Below are 22018 nucleotides of genomic sequence, written 5' to 3' on the forward strand. Positions count from 1 at the left end.
GACGTCCGTCGAAAACCGTGTCCACTGACGCCCCTGTCCCTGCCCCGGGCCGCGCGCTGGCCGCCATCGGCATCGCGCTGTGCGCGTCGCTGTTCTTCACCCTGACCTATGTGATCAATCGCGCTGCCGCGGACCAGGCCATGCACTGGGCGTGGATCGCCTCGCTGCGCTACCTGATCACCCTGCCGCTGATGCTGCTGCTGATGCCCTTCCAGGGCGGCGCAAAGCCGGTGCTGCGCGCGATCACCGCGCATCCGTGGGCGTGGCTGCGCTGCTCGCTGATCGGCTTCGGCGTGTTCTATCTGGGGTTGAGTTACGCCGCGGCCAGCGGGCCGTCGTGGCTGGTCGCCGGCACGTTCCAGTTCACCGTGATCGCGGGGATGCTGTGCGCGCCCTTCCTGTACCGCGACGCGCGGCGGCGGATCCCGCGCGCCGGCCTGGGCGTGGCGGCGGTGATCTTCGCCGGTGTGCTGCTGATGCAGTTCGGCCATGCAAGCGGCGCGCTGGACCGCGCCGGCTGGATCGCACTCGCCTGCCTCCTGGGGGCCGCGTTCGCGTTCCCGCTCGGCAACCGCATGTTGCTGCTGCACTTGGAGACCACCGGTGAAACGCTCAACGCCACCCAGCGCGTGTTCGGCATGACGCTGGCCAGCCAGCCGCTGTGGTGGCTGCTGGCGGCGTATGCCTGGACCACGCAGGGCGCGCCGACGGTGGCGCAGCTGTGGCTGGGCGCGGCGGTGGCGCTGTTTGCAGGCGTGATCGCCATGGTGCTGTTCTTCCAGGCCACCGGCATGGTGCGCACCCAGCCGCTGGCGCTGGGAGGGGTGGAGGCGATGCAGGCCTCCGAGGTGCTGTTCGCGGTGCTGCTGGGCGTGCTGCTGCTGGGCGAGGACTGGCCGCAGGGCATGGCGCTGGTGGGTGCGGCGGTGGTGGTGCTGGGCATTGTCGGCTTCGCCTGGGTGGTGGCGCGGCCGGCCGCGGGCAGCGAGCGTGCGACCAAGGTGCTACGGACCGACCGGGGTGCATGAGGAAAGGTCCGGTCAGGATTGCTCAGAGACTCCTGGGCGCATCATCCCGCTTGCGAGTAGTTGCCGCAGATCGGTTCCAGCTTCGCTGCTTCCACCGCCGGCGCCGCGAAGTCGATCGAGGCCAGAAGGCCGTCGTCGGCGACGTTGTACCAGGCCACGCCGTTGGCAAACATTGCCACGGTGATGCCGCCGAAGCCGGACATGAAGGGCACCCACGTGGGCTGCGCGCAGCCAAGTTCGGGCTGCAGGTCGCGCGCCCAGAAGCCGTGCTGATAGCGGTAGCGCTCAAGCGTCGCTACCTGCAGTCCGCGCCGTTCGGGATCGCGCTGCATCGCGGCGACGAACATCGCGCGATCCAGCACGTCGCGGCCGTCGATGTGGCCCTGCTGCTCGCCGAGGAAGCGCGCCAGCTTGGCAAAGTCGTCCGACAGCAGGGTCAGGCCAAAGCCGGACAGCGGCTGGCGCGCGTCGTCCTGGCTGCGGCGCGTGACACGTGCGGTCGGGCTGAGTGCCAGCGGTGCGAACACGTCGGCCCAGAGCACGTCGTTGAAGAAGTCGTCGTCTGAGCGGCCCGGCAGGCGACGCAGTGCCTCCTGCAGCACCGTGCCCAGCAGGTAGGTGTCGGAGGTGTGGTAGACCCAGCGCGCGCCGGGCGCGTCGTGGCGCGGATAGGCCTCGCAGGCGAAGGCCAGACGCTGCGCATGGGTGTCGGGGGCGAAGAAGCCGCGCACCTTGGCATCGTCTTCGTCGGCCATGTAGGCGGGCGAGTCGTACTGGCCGGTGGTCATGTCGAGCAGGTGGCGGAAGTTCACGCCGTCCCACTTCTCCGTCATGCAGCCGCTGGCGCGCGCGAAGCCGCTGACCGGCAGCTCGGCGACGCCTGGATGCAGGCGCTCCATCCGCATCAGCGCGATGCCGGCGACCACCGACTTCGCGACCGAGTACGAAGGGATGTCCATCACGTCGCAGTACGGATACGCGCCGTGGCGGGTGTCGCAGCCGGAGCGGTAGTGGATGCCGTTGGCGACCACGCCGTGCACGCTGCGCCCGCGCGGCGCGCCTATGGCGAAGCGCGCGGGGTCGACGCCTGGGTGGTCGATGGCCAGCGCCGACATCGGCCGCACCGGCAGCCGCGCGGCGGTTTCGCGCGCGTAGGCGGCGATCACTTCGTCGCGCGTCGCTACCGGTCCGGGGACGTAGCTGGCATCGAGCAGCCCCCACATGTCGAACTGCAGGTAGTGGCAGGTCTCGCTGCTGATCTGTATCGCCGCCCGCGAGACCGCGCGGCCATCCTTGAACAGCAGCATCAGCACGCCGTTGTGGGTGCAGTTGGCGTTCTTCTGCACCAGCGCGAAGGGGATCGCGGCGCGGGTCCAGCCGCCATCGCCGGGCTCGTCCCAGGCGCGGCCGGCTTCGATTACGAACTCCCACCAGGGATGGCTGCCCGGAATCGGGCCGCGTTGTGCCGGGATCAGGACATCGCCGTCCTGCACCAAGGCAATGTCCAGGTCCTGCGGCAGCGTGCGCGCGGCGTCGACATCGCCCGGGCCGAGGAAACCGTCCAGTGCGACGAGGGTGCGCGTGGCCGGCCGGCCCGACAGTCTCAAGCGGCCTTCGAAGCGATGCGTCGGCGGCAAGGCATCTACCGGCGGCGCATAGGCGGACAGGTCGACGCTGTGGCGGTAGCGGCCCGACATCAGGGTGTCGCGGTCGAGTTCCGTGCGTGCGCTGGCCTGGGTGCCTGCATCCGCGGTAGCCGGGTCCGTGACGCTGGCCGCCACCGTACCCGTGACCAGCAGCATCAGCACGGCAGCCGCCAGCGCGCCGGCGCGCGCGTACCGCGTCGTCATCAGATCCCGCCCATGCACACGTACTTGAGTTCGGTGTAGTCGGCGAGACCGTACTTCGAGCCCTCGCGGCCGGTGCCGGATTCCTTGATGCCGCCAAACGGCGCAACTTCCGTCGACACCAGTCCGGTATTGACGCCGACGATGCCGCACTCGAGCGCTTCGGCCACGCGGAAGGCGCGGGCCAGCTCGCGGGTGTAGAAGTAGCCGGCCAGGCCGACCTCGGTGTCGTTGGCCAGCGCGAGCACTTCGTCCTCGCTGCTGAAGCGGAACAGCGGTGCCACCGGGCCGAAGGTTTCGTCGCGGGCGAGCAGCATGTCGGTGTTGGCGTCGAGCAGCATGGTCGGCTCGTAGAAGGTGCCGCCCAGCGCGTGGCGCTTGCCGCCCATGGCCACGCGCGCGCCCTTGGCCAGCGCATCCGCGACGTGTTCCTCGACCTTCTCCAGCGCCTTGGCGTCGATCAGCGGACCCTGGTCGGTGGCGCCGGCGAGGCCGTCGCCGACGCGCAGCTTCGCGATGGCATCGCCCAGCTTGTCGGCGAACGCGTCATACACCGCCTCGTGCACGAACAGGCGATTGGCGCAGACGCAGGTCTGCCCGGTGTTGCGGAACTTGCTGGCCATCGCGCCTTCGACGGCGTCATCGAGATCGGCGTCCTCGAACACGATGAAGGGCGCGTTGCCGCCGAGCTCCATCGAGATCCGCTTCATGGTGTCCGCACACTGCGCCATGAGCTTTTTGCCGACGCCGGTGGAGCCGGTGAAGCTGAGTTTGCGCACCTTGGGGTTGCCGGTCATCTCGCCGCCGATCGCCGCGGCGTCGCGACCGGTGACGATGTTCAGCACGCCCGGCGGCAAGCCGGCGCGTTCGGCCAGCACGCCCAGCGCCAGCGCCGAGTACGGCGTCTGCGTGGCCGGCTTGCAGACCACGGTGCAGCCGGCGGCCAGCGCCGGCGCGATCTTGCGGCCGAGCATCGCCGAGGGGAAATTCCAGGGCGTGATCGCGGCGACCACGCCCACCGGCTGGCGCAGGGTCATGATGCGTTTGTCGGCAGCGTGGCCGGGGATGGTGTCGCCGTACATGCGCCGGGCTTCCTCGGCGAACCACTCCAGGTAGCCGGCCGCATACGCGATCTCGCCCTTGGCTTCGGCCAGCGGCTTGCCCTGCTCGGCGGTCATCAGCCGCGCCAGGTCGTCCTGGTGCTCGAGCATCAGCCGGTGCATGCGCTTGAGGACGTCGGCGCGCTCCTTCGCGGTGGTGCGCGACCAAGGCTTGAAGGCGGCGTGCGCGGCGTCGATGGCGCGGCGGGTTTCGCCGGCGCCCATGTCCGGGATGGTGCCGAGCACCGCGCCGGTCGCGGGGTTGGTGACCTCGCAGCTGCCGTCGGCGTCGGCGTCGATCCACTCGCCGCCAACCAGGGCGCGCGTGCGCAGCAGGTCGGGATCGGACAATGAAAGCGCGAGGGAGGTGTGCGATTGGTTCATAGTCTTGCTCATGCTCATGCGTGTGTCCGTGGGTCCAGTCGGTCGATGCGCCTTGCGGCGGCCAGCATCGCCACGCCTGACAGCGCCAGCGCCGCGATCGCCGCCGCGATCAGCAGGGGGTAGTCGTCATCGTGCAGCAGCAGGCCGGCCGCCATCGGGCCGGAGGCGAGGCCGAGCTTGGACATGAAGCCGCCCAGCGTTGCCAGCCTGCCGGACAGGTCCAGCCGCGACAGCATCCCGAACAGGTACGGCACCACGAACGACCAGGTGACCGCGGTGCCGACGTTGGCGATGAAGAACACCGGCTGGCTGCCGCTCCAGAAGAATCCGGCGGTGCCGGCCAGGGTGAGCAGCATCGCCACCAGCATCGGGCGCAGGCGGCCGAAGCGCGTGCCCATGAAGATCACCAGCCCGGCACCGGCGGCGCCGACCCAGGTCGCCCAGCCCAGGGCCTGGCCGATGAAGCCGCGGCCGAGCTCGTAGTGCTCGCCGAGGCGGATGATGAACGCCGACAGCGCCATGTTGCCGGCCTGGAACAGGAACAGCGCGAGCAGTGCCAGCACGGCCGTGGTGCGCGCGGCCGTCGACATCCGCTGCGCGACGGCGCCGTCGGCGGCTGGACGCGAGTCGGCGAGATGCGGAATCGCGAAGATCGCCACCAGCGCGCAGGCGGTCAGCGCCGCCAGCGACAGGAACAGGATGCGCGCGCCGAACTCGGGCACCAGCGTCGGCAGGAACATCACCCCCAGCCCGCCGAGGCCGAACTGCACCAGCAGCAGCATGCCGAACGCGCGGTCCGGCGAATGCGTCCGCGCCATCACCGAATAGACCACGCCGACCGCCATGCCGCCGACCAGCCCGTGCAGCGCGCGCATCGCGGTGAGCGGGCCGGCGGCGTGGATCGCCAGCGAACCGAGGTCGAGCAGCAGCAACAGCGACAGCAGCGCGAACAGTGTCGGCCGCCAGCGCACGCGGCGCACCAGCAGCACGGCGATGAAGCTGCCGACGCTGGCGCCGTAGATGTTGGCCGCGCCGACGGTGCCGGCCTGTGCGTTGCTGAAGCCGAGGCCGGTGATCAGGCCATCGACGATCGCCGACATGATGTTGACGTAGAAGAAGCCGGCGGTGGCCACCAGCGCCAGCAGGGCGTAGAGCCAGAGCCGGTCCGGGGCCTTCGCGATGGGAGCGGCGGAGGCGGCAGGAGCGGCAGAAGCGTCGGCGTTGACGGCGTTGGTGGTGGCGGTCATGCGCTGGGGATCCTGTGGGTGTCGAGCCTGCGGCCGCTGATCGTGTCGTCGCCGGTCATGACGCCGGCTTCTTCCAGCCGCCGCCGCAGCGGTGCCAGTTCGCGTTCGTGATGGCGCCACAGCCCGACCGAGCTGCGATACACCGGCTGCCGCACCTGCGCCGCGCTCGCGGTCAGCGTCGGCTCCGGGTTTCGGTCGAAGGCCAGGCAGGCGCTGTCCCAATCCAGTCCGGCATGGGCGACCAGGCGACGGCTCACGCCCTCGTGGTCGGCCACGAGGTCTTCGTAATCGACTTCGATGAAACGGTCCGCCGGCAGCACGCGCCGCCAGTGGGCCATCAGTTCGCTGTAGCCCAGCCAGTAGCGGCCAAGGTCGTCGAGGTCGTAGGAGAACGGATAGGCCATGCGAAACAGCGTCTTGTACATGGCGTAGCAGGCGTCCATCGGGTTGCGCCGCAGATGGATGATGCGTGCCTGTGGCAGCGCCGCCGCCACCAGGCCGAGATACAGAAGATTGCCGGGCGTCTTGTCGACCATGCGGACATGTCCGCTGGCGGACCGGCCGTCGTGGGGTGCCGCATCTTGGGGAGCCGCGTCATTGAGTCCCGCGCCGCTCGGTGCTTCGTCGTTGGGCACTGCGCACTGCGGCAGCGTGCCGCAATACGCGCGCCCCAGTGCGGCGAAATCCATCCCTGCAGAGCGCCGCACCAGCTCCGCCTTTCCGCTCGCCGGACTCGCCAGCCGCACCACCGCCTGCGCGAGGTCGGCGCTTTCGCCGCGGCTGGTCACCGCCGGGTGCGAGGCCAGCGTGCGTTCGACCAGGGTGGTGCCGCTGCGCGGCAGGCCGACCACGAACAGCGGCCTGGCGTCGTCGTGTCCGGCGTGCTGCTGCGCAAAGAAGCCGGCGTCGAAGGTGTCGGCGATCAGCCGCATGGTGTCGAGGTCGTCTTCGACGCGGTACTGCAGCCGCCGCCTGCGCGCGTCGGCGCCGCGCCTGAGCGCCGCAAATGAAGCCGCATGCTCTCCCAGGTCCTCGCGTTCCCTGGCCAGCGCGTAGTTCAGCGGCACGACCTCTGCACTGGCCTCGGGCACGCGCGCAAGCCGAGCTTCGATCGCCGCGACATGGTTGCGCTCCGGCGTCTGCCGCCGCAGCGTCGAGCGGTTGTACCAGGCGTCGCCGTCCTCCGGCGTCTGTTCGATCACCCGGTCCAGCGCCGCTTCCGCCTCGTCCATCCGGCCCAGCGCCAGCAGGGTGGTGGCGTGGTTGTAGAGGCAGGCGGGATCGCCGGGGCGCAGCGCCAGCGCGGTGGCGTAGCAGCGCTCGGCCTCATGGAACAGGCCGAGCAGGGTGTAGCGCAACCCCAATTCCTGCAGCAGGTCGGGCTGATCGTCGGCCTCGGCCGACAGCGCGTGCATCGCTTCGGTGCAGGCCGCGCTGAAGCCGGAACGGTGGTGCCCGTCGATCCGCCGCAGCGCTTCGGCCGCGGCGGCAGTCATCGCTTTGATCGGCGGGTCTGCCTGCATGTCAGAAACGGTAGCCGATGGTCACGCCCACGGTGCGCGGCAGCGCGACCAGCGCCTTGGAGCCGTTGCCGAAGTAGCCCTCCGTCGGCGCGGTGCCCATGTACTGCTCGGTGTAGATGCCGCTGACGCCTTCTTCGTTGGCAAGGTTCTTCGCCCACAGCGTCACGTCCCAGCTGTCGATGCTGTAGGTCGCCGATGCGTTGAAGATCGCGAAGCCGTCTAGCGTGCGCTGGAACTTCGGATTCAGGCTGAGCGCGTTCTCGGACTCGGACTGGTAATACGCGTCGCCGCGCAGCGTCAGCAGGCCGCGACCCACGGCGAGGCCGTAGCTGCCGCCGGCGTTGAAGCGGTGCTCGGACACGCCGGGCAGCGAGTCGCCCTTGAGTCCGTAGAGATAGGCGCCGTCCGCGGCCACCGCGTCGGCCTCCAGTTCGGCCTGGGTGTAGGTGTAGCCGAGGTTGTAGTTGAAGCCCTCGCCGATGCCGCCGGCCAGCTCCAGCTCGACGCCGCGGGTGCTGGCCTTCTCGGCGTTCTGCACCGCGAAGAAGCCCCAGAGCGTGGTCGAGCTGTTGACCTGCGGGTCCTTCCAGTCGACGTAGAACACGTTGGCGTTGTAGGTCATCCGCCCGGCGCGCCCCTTGAAGCCCAGCTCGTGGTTGCGCACGGTGTCGGACTTGTAGGTGGTCCAGGCCGGGTCTTCGGCGAAGTTGCCGGTGGTCGGGGTGCCGTTGGTGCCGCCGCGGCGATAGCCCTCCGAAACGGTGGCGTAGAGCTGGTGGCCGGGGGCGAAGAACCACGAAGCGTTGCCTTTGAACAGCGTGCGGGTGTCGCTTTCTTCACCGTGCGAGGTCGAGCTGTCGACCAGCGACGCCCAGTTGCTCGTGGTCTGCGCGACGTCGGTCTCCGCCTCGTGGCGGAAATGACGGAAGCCGCCGGTGAACTGCAGGGTGTCGGTGGCGTGCCAGGTCAGTTCGCCATAGACCGCGGTCTCCTGGAATTTCTCGTCCTGGCGGTAGTCGAAGTCGACGTCGCCGGTCACCGCGGCCTCGGCGCCCGGGTACGCCGCGTCCCACCAGCGCTTGAAGCCGTGCAGGTAGCTCACCTGCGTCGCGAAGCGGTCCTGGTCCTGGTAGTACGCGCCGAGCACGTAGTCGAACCGGCCTTCGGTCTTCGAGACCAGGCGCAGCTCCTGGGTGAAGGCCTTCTCGCCGTAGCCGCGCTTCGCCGAGGCCAGCGGCCGCGGGTAGTTGTAATAGAAGCCGAGCCAGCCGTTCTGGGCGTAGAAGCCGGTGTTCTCACTGGCGATGTCGCCTTCGTGGTTGTACGCCGAGGTGCTGGAGGTCAGTGTGGCGAAGCCGAGGTCGACGTTGGCTTCCAGGCTCGACAGATTGACGTGGCGCGCCGCCGGCTCACGCTGCACCGAGCCGATCTCGAGGTCGTCATAGGGCACGCCCCAGCCGTCGTTGCCCAGGCTGGTGCCGCGGCGGCCGCCGAAGCGGTCGGCCTGCGCCATGTAGCTGAGCGTCAGGTCGAAGGTGTCGCTTGGCTTCCACAACAGCGACGCGCGGCCGTAGTGCTGGCGCACGGTGTCGGCGTCGCGGATCCGCTCATATTCCGCCGTCTCGGCGAAGATGCCGTCCGGCGCGGTCGGGATGCCCTCGGCATCCAGGCGATAGACGTTGCGGTAGTCGGTGACGCCGGCGAAGTCGTTGCTGGTGACGTTCAGGCGCAAGGCCACCGTCTCGGCCACCGGAATGTTCAGGGTGCCGGATCCCGACGTGCCGATGCCGCTGGAGCCTTCCACGCTGGACGCACTGAAACTCGCCCGTGCGTCCCATGCACCCAGCTCGGGCTGGCGCAGCAGGAAGCGCACCGCGCCGCCGAGCGCACCGGAGCCATACAGCGTGCCCTGCGGGCCGCGCAGCACTTCCACCCGGTCGATGTCGGAGAGCAGGAAGTTGGCGAACAGCGGCGTGTTGTCGACGTAGGTCGCCACCGTCGACATCGCCGAGACCGCGTAATCGCCCAGCGCCGAGCTGTCGACGTTGAGGCCGCGGATGCGGATGCCGCTGACCACGCTGGAGTTGCGCGCGCCGCGGTCGACCACGCCGACGCCGGCGACGCCGCGCATCAGCTCGGCGGTGTCGAGGATGTTCTGCTGCTCGATCGCTTCGCCGGAGACCACGCTGATGTTGTAAGGCACCGCGAGGATGTCCTGCTCGCGGCCCTGCGCGGTCACGACGATGGTGTCGAGCTCGGTCGGCTGGCTGGCCGGCGCGTCTGCGGGCGGTGCGTTGGCGGGCGACGCGTCCTGCGCGAACGCCGGTGCCTGCGCAAGCAGTCCGGCCATGATTGCGATCGCGAGCGGCGAACAGCGCGGGCGAAGGTGCTGCGGGGTCTTGCGAGTGTTCGGTGCGTTCATGGTGTTCTCTCGGCCTCCCCAGGCAAGAAATCGAAACGTGGCGGATGTGGTGCGGCGTTACCCGGCGTCGGGCAGCCGCAGCGGGCCGAGCGCATCCAGTGCGGTCGACGGCGCGGCGGCGGCGCCGTAGGCCGGAAAGGCCACGGTGCTGTCACGGAAACTCTTCAGAGGCTGGCCCAAGCCCTGCCAGCCGCGTTCGCGGCAACGGCGCACATGGGCGAAGTCGACCTCGAACGCGATCACTTCCCGCCCGCTGCCGGCCTGGTGGATGACTTCGCCGCCCGGCCCGCAGACCACCGAACGGCCGACGCCCAGCGTGCCGGCGACGTTGATGTCGACGAAATAGACCTGGTTGGTGGCGGCGCTGGCGCGGGCGATCGCGAGCTCGGCGTCGCGGTCGATGGTGTTGGTCAGCGTGGGGTGCAGGATCACCTCCGCGCCCATGGCCGCCAGCGAGCGCGTGGTCTCCGGGAACCACATGTCGTAGCAGATCGACACCCCGAAGCGGCCGGCGCCGGGCACGTCGAACACCACGAACTCGCTGCCGGGCGCGACGTCGCGCTCATAGGGCGCAAACGGGAACATCTTGCGGTAGCGCGCGATGACCTTGCCCTCGGGATCGATCACCGGCGTGGTGTTGTAGACCGTGTCGCCGTCGCGCTCGTACAGCGAGCCGGGGATCAGCCAGATGCCGCTGTCGCGGGCAACGCCGCGCAGGATGTCTTCGGCGTCGCCGGGCAGGCACTGCGCGTGGGCGGTGTTGCCGCCAAAGCCGCACAGCTCGCCCAGCATCACCATCCGCACCCACGGGAAGCGCTTGGCGACCTGGGTCACCTCCCGGGCGATCCGTTCGATGTTGTCGCCGGGCGCGAGGTCGAGCTGCAGCCCGGCGATCCCGAAAGTGGATGAAGCGTCCCTGTTGGCCAAGGCGTGGTCCTGTTCGATGTGCACGAGGCCGACGGTGGCCTGCCTTCGCGTCCGCGCTTAGATCCAGTTGGGGTCAAGCGGTAGGGCCAGTGCGTCTACTTGCGCCGGCGCGTGCCCGGTTTGCGCGTCAGCAGGGCGGTGTCCACCAGCAGGCGGTCTTCGCCGTAGAAGCGCACCTGGTCGCCATCCAGCAGCACGGTGAAACCCGAGGCTTCGCCATAGGCCCAGGAGCGCCACTGGCGGTACCAGCGGCCGTCCTCGATCCACCAGTGGCCCTGGTCGCGGTCTTCGTCGGTGTAGCCGGCGGTGCCCGACAGCCCGCCTTCGGCGTGGATCTCCAGCGTGCACGGCTCGCCGTAGACGGTGCTGTAAAGCAGGCTGCTGCCGGCCATCAGCCGTCGCAGGGCCTTGTCGTCAAGCGGCGCGCCGGGTTCGTCGTCGAGGCGGCGCGAGGCCGGTGCCAGATCACCGCGTACCAGGCGCGCGAGGCTGCGCACGCCCTCGCGGATGCGGTCGGCCGGCACTCCGGTCACGCCCATGCACAGCGCTTCGCGGCCGTCGGCATAGCGCAGCGGCTCGACCAGCACGCCGACCAGGGCCGCCTGCCGCGCCAGTTCGTGCGCATCCATGTCCACGCCCAGGCTGACGCGGTAGGCGCTTGCGCCGGGCGAGGTCTCGATGACCACCAGTTCGTGCAGGTAGTGGTTGAGCGCGTCGCGCAGAGCGGTGCGGCGCTCGGCGAGAATGCGGCCGGCGCGCACCAGCGACGCCGAGTAGTGCCCCAGGCCGATGAAATAGGCCCAGGCCCGCTGCAGCACGCGCGGCGGAACGGCGCCCTGGTGGCGGCGGATGCGGCGCGCACGCTCGATGAAGACCGCCGGCGCCACCAGCACCCCGGGGGGTTCGCCGCAGGACGCCGAGGGCGCCAGGCTGCCGACGTAGACCACGCGCCCCTCCTGGTCGAGCGCGCGCAGCGCCGGTGCCACGCGGCCGCCGTCCTGCACGCCCGCCGGCACATCCTGTTCGATCAGGAGGCCATCGGCCTCGGCCACCCGCTTGAGCAGCCTTTGCGGCCAGTCGGAGCCGGCGGCGATGCCGTGGCGCGCGCTGGTGACCACCACCGCGCCCTGCGGCAGCGGCGTGCGCAGGGCCGGGTCCAGGATCGAGACCTCGACGTTGCGCCGGCGCAGGCGGCGCTCGAGTTCAGGGTCGGTCGGCCGCTCCAGCACCACCGGCGTGCCGCGCCGGACCAGGATCTCGCCGGCGATCTGCAGCGCCTGGCGGCCGGACAACGTCACCAGCACCTCGTCGGTGCCGGCTTCGATGCCGCGCATCGGCAGCACCTTGCCGCGCATCTCCTCGACGAGCATCGAATCGTCGCGGCTGCCGGCCTCCAGCGGCCACTGCACTACTTCATGGCGCGAGCCGGCCAGGCGGATCGCCTCGCTCCACTCGGCCACCGGCGCCAGTTCCGCATCCACGCGCCCGTCGATGAAAGGATAGGGATAGCGGTGCCAGTGCTGCGGGCAGCGGAAGCCGGCTTCGTCCGACGCCGGGCGCATGCGCAGCGACAGCGGCGACACCGGCGCGATCCCGCGCGCCGCGCGTCCCACCGCCGAGCCCGGCGCGCCGGCCGATACGAACAGCCCGCTGCGCGGCCGGCTGGCGAGGTGGCCTTCGGCGATCAGCGCGTCATAGGCCAGGCTGACGGTGTTGCGCGAAACGCCGATGCGCTCGGCCAGCAGGCGCGACGACGGCAGCCGCCGCCCCGGGCGCAGCGCACCGCGGTGGATGGCGTCGATCACCTGTTGCCGCAGCTGCTGCTGCAGGCTCAGGGGGCTGCCCGGGTCCAGGGTGATCGACAGCAGCTCGGTGGTGCCGGGTTCGTTGCTCATCGCGCTCCTAGTCGGCCTTCAGGGCCTCTTCCAGCAGCGCCATGCCCTCGTCGAATACCGCGTCGGGAATGGTCAGCGGGTACAGCAGGCGGATCGATTCGCCGAGGTTGCCGCAGCCCAGCAGCACCAGGCCCAGCGCATGCGCGCGCTGCAGCACGGCGCGCGTGGCCGCGGGGTCGGGCTCGGCTGCGCCACGCCTGGCCAGCAGGTCGAAGGCGAGCATCGAGCCGAGGCCGCGGACGTTGCCGATCGGCCTCAGGTCGTCGCGTGCCGCGAAGGCCGCGAGGCGTTCTTCCACGCGTGCACCCAACGCGCGCGCGCGCTCCAGCAGCGCCTCGTCCTCGATCACGTCCAGCACCGCCAGCGCGGCGGCGCAGGCGATTGGCGAGCCGGCATAGGTGCCGCCCAGCCCGCCGGGCTCGGCCGCATCCATCAGTTCGGCGCGACCGGTCACGCCCGACAGCGGGAAGCCGCCGGCCAGCGACTTGGCGACCACGATCAGGTCCGGGCGCACGCCGCTGTGCTCGATGCCGAACATGCGGCCGGTGCGCGCGAACCCGGTCTGCACCTCGTCGGCGACCAGGACGATGCCGTGCTCGTCGGCGATCGCCCGAAGCGCGACCAGCAGCTCGGTGGGCGCGGGCAGGAAGCCGCCCTCGCCCTGCACCGGCTCGATGACGATCGCCGCCACTTCGTCCGGCGACACGTCGGTGCGGAACAGCGCGTCCAGCGCTTCGAGGCTCTGCGCCACCGTGCTGCCCTTGTGCGCGGACGGGAACGGCAGGTGGAACACGCCGCCCGGCATCGGCCCGAAGCCGCGCTTGTAAGGCACGGTCTTGCCGGTCATCGCCATGGCCATGAAGCTGCGGCCATGGAAGCCGCCGGAGAAGGCGATCACCGCATGCCGGCGGGTCGCGGCGCGGGCGATCTTGACCGCGTTCTCCACCGCCTCGGCGCCGGTCGAGAACAGGATGGTCTTGGCCGGGCCGTCGATCGGGGCCAGCGCGTTCAGGCGTTCGGCCAGCGCCACGTAGGGCTCGTAGGCCATCACCTGGAAGGCGGTGTGGGTGTAGAGGCCCAGCTGCTCCTGCACCGCGGCCATCACTTTCGGATGGCGGTGGCCGACGTTGAGCACGGCGATGCCGCCGGCGAAATCGACCAGGCGCCGGCCCTCGGTGTCCCACAGCTCGGCGTTCTCGGCGCGGGCGGCGAAGTTGGGCATCGCGGTGGCCACGCCGCGCGGGATCGCGGTGGCGCGCCGCTGCAGCAGGTCTTGGTTGTCGGTCACGGTCTGGGCTCCTTGGTGATGGGGCCAGACTGCGAGGGCCGCGGGGGTGGTCATAGGGCCAGTGAATGACAGTTGATGGGGCCAGAGTCGCGGCGTGCGGGGTTGTCGTCAACCGCCGCGGGGTGGCTTTGGTTGACAGTGGGGAGCGCGGTTTCCAGACTTCCCGGTCCACCGCGTCGATTCCAGCCGGAAAAGCCCCCATGCCCGCCCCCCGCGATGCCCGCAAATCGCGCCGCCAGTTGCTCCACCAGACGCCGGCGGCCACGTGACCGCCAGCCTGCACATCGACGTCCGCGGCCGCGGCGCGCCGCTGGTGCTGCTACACGGCTGGGCGATGCACGGCGGCGTGTTCGCGCCTCTGGTCGAACGCCTGGCCGATCGCTTCGAGCTGCACCTGGTCGACCTGCCGGGCCACGGCCGCAGCCGCGACAGCGCGGTGCCGCTGGAGCCGGAGGCCGTGGTCGAGGCCGTGGCCGCGCGCGTGCCGGTGGCGCCGTGGCTGGGCTGGTCGCTGGGCGGCATGTTCGCCCTGCGCGCAGCGGCAACGCGGCCCGAACTGGTTCCAGGACTGGTGATGGTGTGTTCGGCGCCGCGCTTCGTGCGCGATGCTGCGGGAATCGCGGCTACATCCGCGATCGACGACACAGGCCGCTACGGCATGTCACCCGAAATCTTTGCCGGCTTCGCCGAAGGCCTGCGCAGCGACTACCACGGCACGCTCGAACGCTTCATCGCGCTGGAAGCCTTCGGCTCCGACGACCCCCGTGGCGAACTGCGTGCGCTGCGCAGCGAGGTGTTCGCGCGCGGCGAGCCGCCAGCTGCAGCACTCGCGCGGGGACTCGACCTGCTGCATGAAATCGACCAGCGGCCGCTGCTGCCGATGCTCGAGGTGCCCAGCCTCTGGATCGCCGGCCGCCGCGACCGCGTGGTTGATCCGCGCGCCATGCGCGCCGCAGCCGAACGCGCCCCCGGTGCCGGGTTCGTCCAGATCGAACACGGCGGCCACGCGCCGTTCCTGACCCATGCCGACGAGGTCGCCGACGCGATCGCCGGTTTCCTCGCACGGGCGCGACTCGACGCGGCGGCCGTGCCCGTCGACACACAGGCGGGGACCGCATGAACCACATCTTCGACCGCCAGCAGGTCCGCCGCGCCTTCTCGCGCGCGGCCGGCAGCTACTCCGCCGCCGCCGACCTGCAGCGCGAGGTCGAGTCGCGCCTGCTGGAATCGCTGGAATACCTCGGCGAGCAGGCGCCGGCGGACATCGTCGACCTCGGCAGCGGCCCCGGTACCGCCGCGGTCGCGCTGCGCCAGCGCTGGCCGAAGGCGCGCGTGGTCGCGATCGACCTCGCCCTGCCGATGCTGCGCCAGGTCGCGCCCAAGCGCGGCTGGAACCCGCTGCAGCGCCCGATCGACCGCATCTGCGCCGACGCGCGCGCGCTGCCGCTGGCCGACGACAGCGTCGACCTGATCTTCAGCAACCTGTGCCTGCAGTGGGTCGAGGACCTGGACGCGCTGTTCGCCGGCTTCCGCCGCGTGTTGCGCCCCGGCGGGATGCTGCTGTGCTCGACCTTCGGCCCCGGCACCCTGCACGAGCTGCGCGCGGCCTTCGCCGAGGCCGACCAGGAAGCCGCGCACGTGTCGCCGTTCGCCGGCATCGCCGAGTTCGGCGATGCGCTGATGCGCGCCGGCTTCCGCGATCCCGTGCTCGATCGCGACCTCGATGTGCACGGCCACGCCGAGATGGCCGGGCTGATGCGCGGACTGCGCGAACTCGGCGCCACCAATGCCCTGGCCACCAGGCGCCGCGCGCTGACCGGCCGCGGACGCTTCGTTGCCGCACGGGCCGCCTACGAGCAGTGGCGCGGCGACGACGGCCTGCTGCCCGCCACCTGGGAAACCATCACCGCGATGGCCTGGGCGCCAGCGCACGGCCAGCCGATCCGCGAAGGCGGCGAGGACGTGGCGCGCTTCCCCGCATCGGGCATCCCGGTGCGCCGACGCCGGGGTTGAGGCGCGCGCGCGCGGCGGCCACGGTTCATCCAGCGCTGCATGCCGCTGCTTACACTCGCGCCATGCCGACTGTCGTCCCTCAGCCTCTCCCTGCCGGTCCCGCTCTCCGCAGCCCGGCCATCCCGGCACGCCCGCCGCTGTCCCCGCGCCGGCATCCGCGCCGGCGCTCGCTGCGTGCGGTGCCTGCCATGTGCGCCATCCTTCTTGGGACCTGCGTCGCGCTGCCGGTGTCCGCGCAGCGCTATTCGATCGACCTGTCGCAGCTCGATCCCGCCGCGGTGCTGTCGCTGGGCGACGAAGTCCTGCTGCGCGCACCCGATCCGGCCATCGACCGCCTGTTCAAGGCCGTCCACGCCAGTTCGCGCTCCGACACCGAGTCCGGCGCCCTGTGCGCGCTGTTCGATCCCGGCGCCGCGCGTGACGTGGCCGCCTTCCAGCGCGCCGTCGACCGCCTCGATGACGCCAGCCGTGAACGCTTCGCCCTGGCCTTCACCGACATCGCGATGACCGGCCTGCAGGGCCAGGTGCAGCCCTATGACCCGGAGCACGCTCGCCAGGTGCTGAAGTCGGCCGCGGTCAGCGCCACCTTCCTGCATGAGGGCTTCATGTTCGGCATGGCCAGCGAGGGCACTGACGAGGCCAGCCGCGAGGCGCGCTGCCGCTCGTTCCGCTGGCTCGTGGGCGTGCTTGACGGCCTGCCGCAGGCCGATCGTGCCGCGGCCACGCGCTGGCTGCTGCGCGAAGGCCTGACCCTGGTCGGCGATCCGCGCTGAGGCCGGTCAGTCGGGCGAGACCACCAGGTCGCGATGGAAGAAGTAGACCTCGCGCGCCAGGAAGCGCCACTGCGTGCGGAAGCTGCGGAAGCGGGTGCTCGGCGTCGGCGAACCGACGGCGTCGATGCCCAGCTGGCGGGTCAGGCGCAGCGCGCGCGCCATGTGCAGCGGGTCGCTGACCACGATCACGCGCTGCAGGCCGTGGTCGGACAGCAGGTCGCGACTGCGTGCCAGGTTCTGCCAGGTGGTCCGCGACAGGGTCTCGATCAGGATCGCCTGCTCGGGCACGCCGGCGCGGAGCGCGAAGGTGCGCGCGACCTGTGATTCGGAAAAACGTGCTCCGTCGCCGTAGCCGCCGGTGAACACCAGTACCGGCGCATGCCCCTGTTCGTACAGATCGATGCCGTGGCGGATGCGTTCGGTGAATACCGGTGAAGGCCGGGTGTCGTAGGCCGCCGCACCCAGGACCACGATGGCATCGGCGGGGCCGGCCTGGTCGCGGCTGCCGACGTGGACGATCCACGCCGCCACCCCGAGCAGCCAGAGCGTGGCCACCAGCGCGAGCCGGAACAGCCAGCGCAGTCCCCGGCGCGGCCGCCGCCCCTGGTCGTGGCGCCTGCGGCGCCTCATGCGACCCACCGCGCTGCGTCGAGGCCCGCGCGCAAGCCGTCGCGGGCGGCGGAGCCCGGTGCCGGGATGGCGCGCATGGGTGGAGCGGCCCGGGCCGCGGCGGCCAGGATGTCGTCGGGAATGGCCACGGCGGGAGACATGGGTCCAGACTAGCGGAGTTGAACGCATGGTTCAGCACCGACGCCCGTCAACCCGGGGTCAGGCCCTGTTCAATGGCCGGGGCCGACCCTGTGGTGGCACTCACCCTTGGGGGGGAAGCGACATGCGCAAGATCCTCATCGTCCTCGCCGTGGCCCTGTTGACCGGCTGCGCCACGGGCTATGGCTACAGCGATTACGCCGGCTACGGCTACGGTGACTACTACTACGGCGATTCGTCGTACTACGACGACGGCTATTACGCGCCCTACGGCGGGTATGGCTACGGTTCCGGTTACTACGGCGGCCCCGCCTACGGTGCGCCCGGGTACTACCGGGCCCGCGGATACTACGGCGGGCTGTACGGATCCTGGAGCTATCCCTGGTACAGCGGGTATTCCCGTTACGGCTACGGTTGGCCCGGGTATTACCGCCCGCACCGTCCGCACCGCCCGCCGAACCACAACCGTCCCCCGCGTGACGACGGCGCTCCGCCGATGAGCCGGCCCCTGCCTCCACAGCAGGTGCCGGGTGCGGACACCGCGGCGCGTCCGCGCGACCGTCTGCGCGAGCTGCGTGAGAACCGGCGGCCGGTGGCACCGCCGCGCGGTGGCAATGGCCCCGTGCGGATGTCCACCCCTTCGCGCGCGATGCCGGGTCGGGCCGCACCGGCAAGAACCACGCCGTCCCGCGTATCGGCTCCGTTGCCGGCGACGCCACGGACATCGGCACCTCGTTCCGCCACGCCGCGGGTGTCGTCACCGGCACATGCGCGGCCCGCGCCCGCGCGCCCGATGCCGCAGGTTGCACCGTCACGCCCGGCAACGCCGCGCTCGGCCCCTTCAAGGCGGTCGCCTGAAGCCGCGCGGACCCGGGTACGGGAGGAGTAGCGCGACGGGATGCCGCAATCGGCGCTTTTGCGCTTGCGCACGGACGCCAGTCGTCGCAAGCTAGGGCCGACTGACCGGTTGCGTCGCTTCCTGACGTAATACGGGGTGACCAATGTCGACACCCGGCGGGGGATCCCGGATCCCCCCTGTTCCGCTCCCGCCGGGGGTCGGCTCCAGACAAGGCGCAATGCGCCGCCCGGAGCCCGGGAAAAAAACGGGGCCGAACGTCCCCCGACGTTCGGCCCCTTCGCTTCCCCTGGATGCGCTTGGCCAGCCCTGTTCCAATCTCCGGCCACGCCCCCTGGGCGATTGCCATCCCGGGTGCGCCTGTATCGGACGCAGGTAGCGTGCCAACTTTCCCGGCGGTCGATGCCCGTCCGCCTCCAAGCGCCATAATTGCGATATGGATCACAACTTCCACCGCCACGACGTCATCGTCATCGGCGGCGGCCACGCCGGCACCGAAGCCGCGCTGGCCGCCGCGCGTGCGGGTGCGCGCACGCTGCTGCTGACCCACAGCATCGAGACCATCGGTGCCATGAGCTGCAATCCCGCGATTGGCGGCATCGGCAAGGGCCACCTCGTGCGCGAGATCGATGCGCTGGGCGGCGTCATGGCGCGCGCCGCCGATGCCGCCGGCATCCAGTGGCGGCGACTCAATGCGTCCAAGGGCCCCGCGGTGCGCGCCACGCGCTGCCAGGCCGATCGCGCGCTGTACCGGGCCTTCATCCGCAGCGCGGTGGAAGCACAGCCGAACCTGAGCGTGTTCCAGGCCGCGGTCGACGACCTGGTGATCGAGGGCGGCGCGGTGCGTGGCGCCATCACCAACACCGGCCTGCGCTTCGAGGCGCCGGCGGTGGTCCTGACCGCGGGGACGTTCCTGGCTGGCCGCATCCACGTCGGTGAAGCGCAGCACGCCGGCGGTCGCATGGGTGATCCGCCCTCGGTGCGCCTGGCCGAACGCCTGCGCGAAGGCCCCTTCGTGGTCGACCGGCTGAAGACCGGCACGCCGCCGCGCATCGACGGCCGCAGCCTCGACTACTCGGTGATGGTCGAGCAGCCCGGCGACGATCCGCGCCCGGTGTTCTCGTTCATGGGTTCGCACGCCGACCATCCGCGTCAGGTCTCGTGCTGGATCACCCAGACCACGCAGCGCACGCACGACATCATCCGCGGCGCGCTGCACCGCTCGCCGCTGTACTCGGGGCAGATCGAGGGCACCGGGCCGCGCTACTGCCCGTCGATCGAGGACAAGGTGGTGCGCTTCGCCGAAAAGGCGAGCCACCAGGTGTTCGTCGAGCCGGAAGGCCTGGGCGTGGCCGAGATCTATCCCAACGGCATCTCGACCTCGCTGCCCTTCGACGTGCAGCTGGAGCTGGTGCGCTCGGTGCAGGGCTTCGAGCGCGCGCACATCACCCGGCCGGGCTATGCGATCGAATACGACTTCTTCGACCCGCGCGGCCTGAAGGCCACGCTGGAGACCAAGGCCGTGGCCGGGCTGTACTTCGCCGGCCAGATCAACGGCACCACCGGATACGAAGAGGCCGCGGCGCAGGGCCTGCTGGCGGGCGCCAATGCCGCGCGCGCGGTGCAGGGCCACGAAGGTTTCGCGCCGCGCCGCGACCAGGCCTACATCGGCGTTCTGGTGGACGACCTCATCACCCACGGCACCGTCGAGCCCTACCGCATGTTCACCTCGCGCGCCGAGTACCGCCTGCAGCTGCGCGAGGACAACGCCGACCTGCGGCTGACGCCGGTGGGCCGCGAGCTGGGCCTGGTCGACGACGCGCGCTGGGACGGGTTCGCGCGCAAGCGCGATGCGGTGGCCGCGGAGACGCAGCGGCTTGGCGCCTTGTGGGCCTCGCCGAACAACGCCGCGGGGCGCGACGCGTCCGCAGTGCTGGGCATCGACATCAGCCGCGAGTGCAGCGGCCTGGACCTGCTGCGCCGGCCGGAGCTTGGCTACGCGAAGCTCGCCGCGGTGCCGTCGTTCGGTCCCGCGGTGGACGATCCCGCGGTCGCCGAACAGGTCGAGATCGAAGCCAAGTACTCCGGCTACCTCGAGCGCCAGCGCGAGGAGATCGCACGCCAGCAGCGCAGCGAAGGCGCGGTGATCGGCGACGGCTTCGACTATGCCGCCGTGCGCGGGCTGTCGGCCGAGCTGCGCCAGAAGCTGGAGCAGGTGCGGCCGCAGACCATCGGCCAGGCGCAGCGCATCCCGGGCATGACCCCGGCGGCGATCTCGCTGCTGCTGGTGCATCTGGAGCGCGCGCGGCGCATCGCCGCGGCCTGAGGGGTCTTCAGTCCGTCCCGGCCGTTGCCGCCGCGACGAATGCATCGTCCAGCCCGAGCGTGCCGAACAGTCCCGAACGCGTCCCCGTCAGCACCCGCAGCATCTGCGTACGGCCGCCGGGCATGCGCCCCATCGGCAGGAACGCCGCGTCCCGCAGCCGGGCCACGGTGTCGTGCCCGGACTGGAACAGCGGGGTCAGCCAGCGGCTCCACATCTGGTAGATCCAGACGTGCCGGCTGCGTTCGCGCTGGTACGCGTCCAGGGCGGCGGCTAGCGAGGCCTCGCGGCCCAGCGCAGCAGCCAGCGCGCGCGCGTCCATCAGCGCCATGTTCACGCCTTGGCCGAGCTGCGGGCTCATGGCGTGGGCGGCGTCGCCCACCAGCACCACGCGGCCCTGGTGCAGGCGGCGCATGGTGGTGTCGCGGTAGCGCGCCGGGGCCAGCTGCGCGGCACCGGTGATCCCGCCCAGGACATCGGACGCCTCCGGCCACAGCTGCTGCAGTTCGTCGTGCCAGGCGTCCAGGCCGGCGCGCTCCCAGTCCCCGAACGCATCCGTGCGCAGGCTCCAGAAGAAGCTCAGCTTGCGCGTCGGGTCCACCGTGCAGTGGCCGACGGGCAGCAGCCCGATCATCTTGCGCGCGGCCACGTAGCGCTGGCGCAGCTCGGCCACGTGCGGCCAGGCGCCGGCCGGCAGCAGGCACCACAGCGCGCCCCATGGATACGGCCGGTCGACCCGCGGCCGGTCGACGGTGCCGCGCAGCTGCGAGGCGGCGCCATCGGCGACCACCACCAGGTCGAACGGGCCGTGTTCGCAGCCGCCGGCGTCGCGCAGCAGGCCGCGGTCCGGATCCACCGAAACGATGTCGCAGCCGGCCTGCAGCCGCGCGGCGCGCTCGGGCCAGGCGCGCGCGAGGATCGAGAACAGCGCGCCGCGCTGCAGGCCGACGCCGTACAGGCGGTCGTCGAGTCCGGCGTAGCGCATGTCCATCACCGCACGTCCGCAGGGCGTGTCGCCGAAGAGGCGGTCGACGCGGGCGCCATGGGCCAGCACCTCGTCCAGCAGGCCCATCCGCCACAGCTCCTGCAGGCCGCTGGGCTGCAGCAGGAAGCCCGCGCCCACCGGCCCCGGACGCGGTACGCGTTCGAAGACGGTGACGTCGTGGCCGTCGCGGGTGAGCTGCACGGCGCTGGCCTGGCCGGCGGTGCCGTAGCCGATGATGGCGATGCGCATGGGTGTGCAGTCTAGGGCCTGGAGCGCCGCCCTTGGGCTACTTCGCGCCGGGGTGGCGTTCCAGCCACTTGGCCAGCTGCTCGCGGTAGTACTGCAATTCTTCGGCGTAGGAATCGTTGACGCAGGGATCGCAGCCGCTGTCGCAGCAGTCGCTGGGCAAGGGCGCCTCGGGGGGCGTCGGGCGCGGATCGTTGTCGATGGTGTGCAGGATCTGGCTCATCACGCGCCATTGTCCCATCCGCGCCGCCCGCGTTGCACGCGTCGACCGGAACCACGTTCAGCTTGTCAGCCGCGCCTGGCCCGGGGAGGATCGGACCAGGGCTGGCCATGTACTGCGCCGGCCCGACGCGCCCGCACATCACGACAAGGGAGCAACACCAGGGTGGTCGA

17 protein-coding genes are annotated in these 22018 nt (G+C 71.0%); 6 read left to right on the forward strand and 11 right to left on the reverse strand.

Annotation, left to right across the window (positions count from 1 at the left end; genetic code table 11):
* The first annotated feature begins 17 nt into the window (after positions 1-17).
* Positions 18-1028 carry a multidrug resistance efflux transporter family protein gene (locus tag ACW7GZ_RS08050; RefSeq protein WP_457004140.1) on the forward strand — a complete coding sequence of 337 codons (1011 nt, stop codon included), beginning with the start codon at positions 18-20 and terminating at the stop codon, positions 1026-1028.
* A 41-nt stretch (positions 1029-1069) separates the two neighbouring features.
* Here ACW7GZ_RS08050 and ACW7GZ_RS08055 read toward each other — a convergent pair whose 3' ends face one another.
* The 8 genes from ACW7GZ_RS08055 to gabT all read right to left on the reverse strand — a co-directional run bounded on the left by ACW7GZ_RS08055 (position 1070) and on the right by gabT (position 13661).
* Positions 1070-2878: a serine hydrolase gene (locus ACW7GZ_RS08055; RefSeq protein ID WP_457008694.1), complete on the reverse strand. Its 1809-nt coding sequence runs from the start codon at positions 2876-2878 to the stop codon at positions 1070-1072.
* Entirely contained in the window at positions 2878-4359 is a 1482-nt protein-coding gene (locus tag ACW7GZ_RS08060) for an NAD-dependent succinate-semialdehyde dehydrogenase (protein WP_457008696.1), read from the reverse strand. The genes ACW7GZ_RS08055 and ACW7GZ_RS08060 overlap by 1 nt, the downstream gene beginning before the upstream one ends.
* Before the next feature lie 14 nt (positions 4360-4373).
* The gene (locus tag ACW7GZ_RS08065) at positions 4374-5606 is read right to left on the reverse strand and encodes an MFS transporter (protein WP_457008698.1); all 1233 of its coding nucleotides are present in this window, start codon (positions 5604-5606) and stop codon (positions 4374-4376) included.
* Complete coding sequence (locus tag ACW7GZ_RS08070) at positions 5603-7102, reverse strand: sulfotransferase (protein ID WP_457008700.1); 1500 nt, start codon at positions 7100-7102, stop codon at positions 5603-5605. Before ACW7GZ_RS08070 ends, ACW7GZ_RS08065 begins: the two co-directional genes overlap by 4 nt.
* A 28-nt stretch (positions 7103-7130) precedes the next feature.
* Positions 7131-9551: a TonB-dependent receptor gene (locus ACW7GZ_RS08075; protein WP_457008702.1), complete on the reverse strand. Its 2421-nt coding sequence runs from the start codon at positions 9549-9551 to the stop codon at positions 7131-7133.
* Positions 9552-9608: 57 nt separating this feature from the next.
* A complete protein-coding gene (locus ACW7GZ_RS08080) occupies positions 9609-10478 on the reverse strand; it encodes a carbon-nitrogen hydrolase family protein (protein ID WP_457004151.1) in 870 nt (289 codons plus the stop codon).
* A 95-nt stretch (positions 10479-10573) separates the two neighbouring features.
* A complete protein-coding gene (locus tag ACW7GZ_RS08085; protein ID WP_457008704.1) occupies positions 10574-12373 on the reverse strand; it encodes an aminotransferase-like domain-containing protein in 1800 nt (599 codons plus the stop codon).
* Between the two features lie 7 nt (positions 12374-12380).
* Complete coding sequence (gene gabT / locus ACW7GZ_RS08090) at positions 12381-13661, reverse strand: 4-aminobutyrate--2-oxoglutarate transaminase (RefSeq protein WP_457008706.1); 1281 nt, start codon at positions 13659-13661, stop codon at positions 12381-12383.
* Positions 13662-13938: 277 nt separating this feature from the next.
* Here gabT and bioH point away from each other — a divergent pair, with 277 nt between their 5' ends.
* The 3 genes from bioH (at position 13939) to ACW7GZ_RS08105 (ending at position 16447) form a co-directional block, all read left to right on the forward strand.
* On the forward strand, positions 13939-14781 hold the full coding sequence (bioH, locus tag ACW7GZ_RS08095) for a pimeloyl-ACP methyl ester esterase BioH (RefSeq protein ID WP_457004734.1): 843 nt from the start codon (positions 13939-13941) through the stop codon (positions 14779-14781).
* On the forward strand, positions 14778-15674 hold the full coding sequence (gene bioC / locus ACW7GZ_RS08100; RefSeq protein WP_457008708.1) for a malonyl-ACP O-methyltransferase BioC: 897 nt from the start codon (positions 14778-14780) through the stop codon (positions 15672-15674). The genes bioH and bioC overlap by 4 nt, the downstream gene beginning before the upstream one ends.
* 188 nt (positions 15675-15862) lie before the next feature.
* The gene (locus ACW7GZ_RS08105; RefSeq protein ID WP_457008710.1) at positions 15863-16447 is read left to right on the forward strand and encodes a hypothetical protein; all 585 of its coding nucleotides are present in this window, start codon (positions 15863-15865) and stop codon (positions 16445-16447) included.
* Positions 16448-16453: 6 nt separating this feature from the next.
* Here ACW7GZ_RS08105 and ACW7GZ_RS08110 read toward each other — a convergent pair whose 3' ends face one another.
* Positions 16454-17077 (reverse strand): YdcF family protein, encoded by a 624-nt coding sequence (locus tag ACW7GZ_RS08110; RefSeq protein ID WP_457008712.1) that lies wholly within the window; start codon positions 17075-17077, stop codon positions 16454-16456.
* A 262-nt stretch (positions 17078-17339) separates the two neighbouring features.
* Here ACW7GZ_RS08110 and ACW7GZ_RS08115 point away from each other — a divergent pair, with 262 nt between their 5' ends.
* Together ACW7GZ_RS08115 and mnmG are read left to right on the forward strand one after the other, a co-directional pair.
* The gene (locus tag ACW7GZ_RS08115) at positions 17340-18104 is read left to right on the forward strand and encodes a hypothetical protein (protein ID WP_457008714.1); all 765 of its coding nucleotides are present in this window, start codon (positions 17340-17342) and stop codon (positions 18102-18104) included.
* Positions 18105-18507: 403 nt separating this feature from the next.
* Positions 18508-20397, forward strand: coding sequence for a tRNA uridine-5-carboxymethylaminomethyl(34) synthesis enzyme MnmG (mnmG, locus tag ACW7GZ_RS08120; RefSeq protein ID WP_457008716.1), 1890 nt, complete (start codon positions 18508-18510; stop codon positions 20395-20397).
* Positions 20398-20404: 7 nt separating this feature from the next.
* Here mnmG and ACW7GZ_RS08125 read toward each other — a convergent pair whose 3' ends face one another.
* Positions 20405-21628: an FAD-dependent oxidoreductase gene (locus tag ACW7GZ_RS08125; protein WP_457004166.1), complete on the reverse strand. Its 1224-nt coding sequence runs from the start codon at positions 21626-21628 to the stop codon at positions 20405-20407.
* A gap of 37 nt (positions 21629-21665) precedes the next feature.
* Positions 21666-21848 (reverse strand): oxidoreductase-like domain-containing protein, encoded by a 183-nt coding sequence (locus ACW7GZ_RS08130; RefSeq protein WP_457004168.1) that lies wholly within the window; start codon positions 21846-21848, stop codon positions 21666-21668.
* Positions 21849-22018 lie beyond the last annotated feature (170 nt).

The organism is Luteimonas sp. A537 (assembly GCF_054052065.1).

Excerpts from the sequence above, each read along its gene's own strand:
- bioC (WP_457008708.1), top strand. The coding sequence starts at position 14,778 with ATGAACCACATCTTCGACCGCCAGCAGGTCCGCCGCGCCTTCTCGCGC.
- ACW7GZ_RS08125 (WP_457004166.1), bottom strand. The coding sequence starts at position 21,628 with ATGCGCATCGCCATCATCGGCTACGGCACCGCCGGCCAGGCCAGCGCC.
- ACW7GZ_RS08075 (WP_457008702.1), bottom strand. The coding sequence starts at position 9,551 with ATGAACGCACCGAACACTCGCAAGACCCCGCAGCACCTTCGCCCGCGC.
- mnmG (WP_457008716.1), top strand. The coding sequence starts at position 18,508 with ATGGATCACAACTTCCACCGCCACGACGTCATCGTCATCGGCGGCGGC.
- ACW7GZ_RS08115 (WP_457008714.1), top strand. The coding sequence starts at position 17,340 with ATGCGCAAGATCCTCATCGTCCTCGCCGTGGCCCTGTTGACCGGCTGC.
- ACW7GZ_RS08055 (WP_457008694.1), bottom strand. The coding sequence starts at position 2,878 with ATGACGACGCGGTACGCGCGCGCCGGCGCGCTGGCGGCTGCCGTGCTG.
- ACW7GZ_RS08060 (WP_457008696.1), bottom strand. The coding sequence starts at position 4,359 with ATGAACCAATCGCACACCTCCCTCGCGCTTTCATTGTCCGATCCCGAC.
- ACW7GZ_RS08130 (WP_457004168.1), bottom strand. The coding sequence starts at position 21,848 with ATGAGCCAGATCCTGCACACCATCGACAACGATCCGCGCCCGACGCCC.
- ACW7GZ_RS08085 (WP_457008704.1), bottom strand. The coding sequence starts at position 12,373 with ATGAGCAACGAACCCGGCACCACCGAGCTGCTGTCGATCACCCTGGAC.
- ACW7GZ_RS08105 (WP_457008710.1), top strand. The coding sequence starts at position 15,863 with ATGTGCGCCATCCTTCTTGGGACCTGCGTCGCGCTGCCGGTGTCCGCG.
- ACW7GZ_RS08110 (WP_457008712.1), bottom strand. The coding sequence starts at position 17,077 with ATGAGGCGCCGCAGGCGCCACGACCAGGGGCGGCGGCCGCGCCGGGGA.
- ACW7GZ_RS08070 (WP_457008700.1), bottom strand. The coding sequence starts at position 7,102 with ATGACTGCCGCCGCGGCCGAAGCGCTGCGGCGGATCGACGGGCACCAC.
- ACW7GZ_RS08065 (WP_457008698.1), bottom strand. The coding sequence starts at position 5,606 with ATGACCGCCACCACCAACGCCGTCAACGCCGACGCTTCTGCCGCTCCT.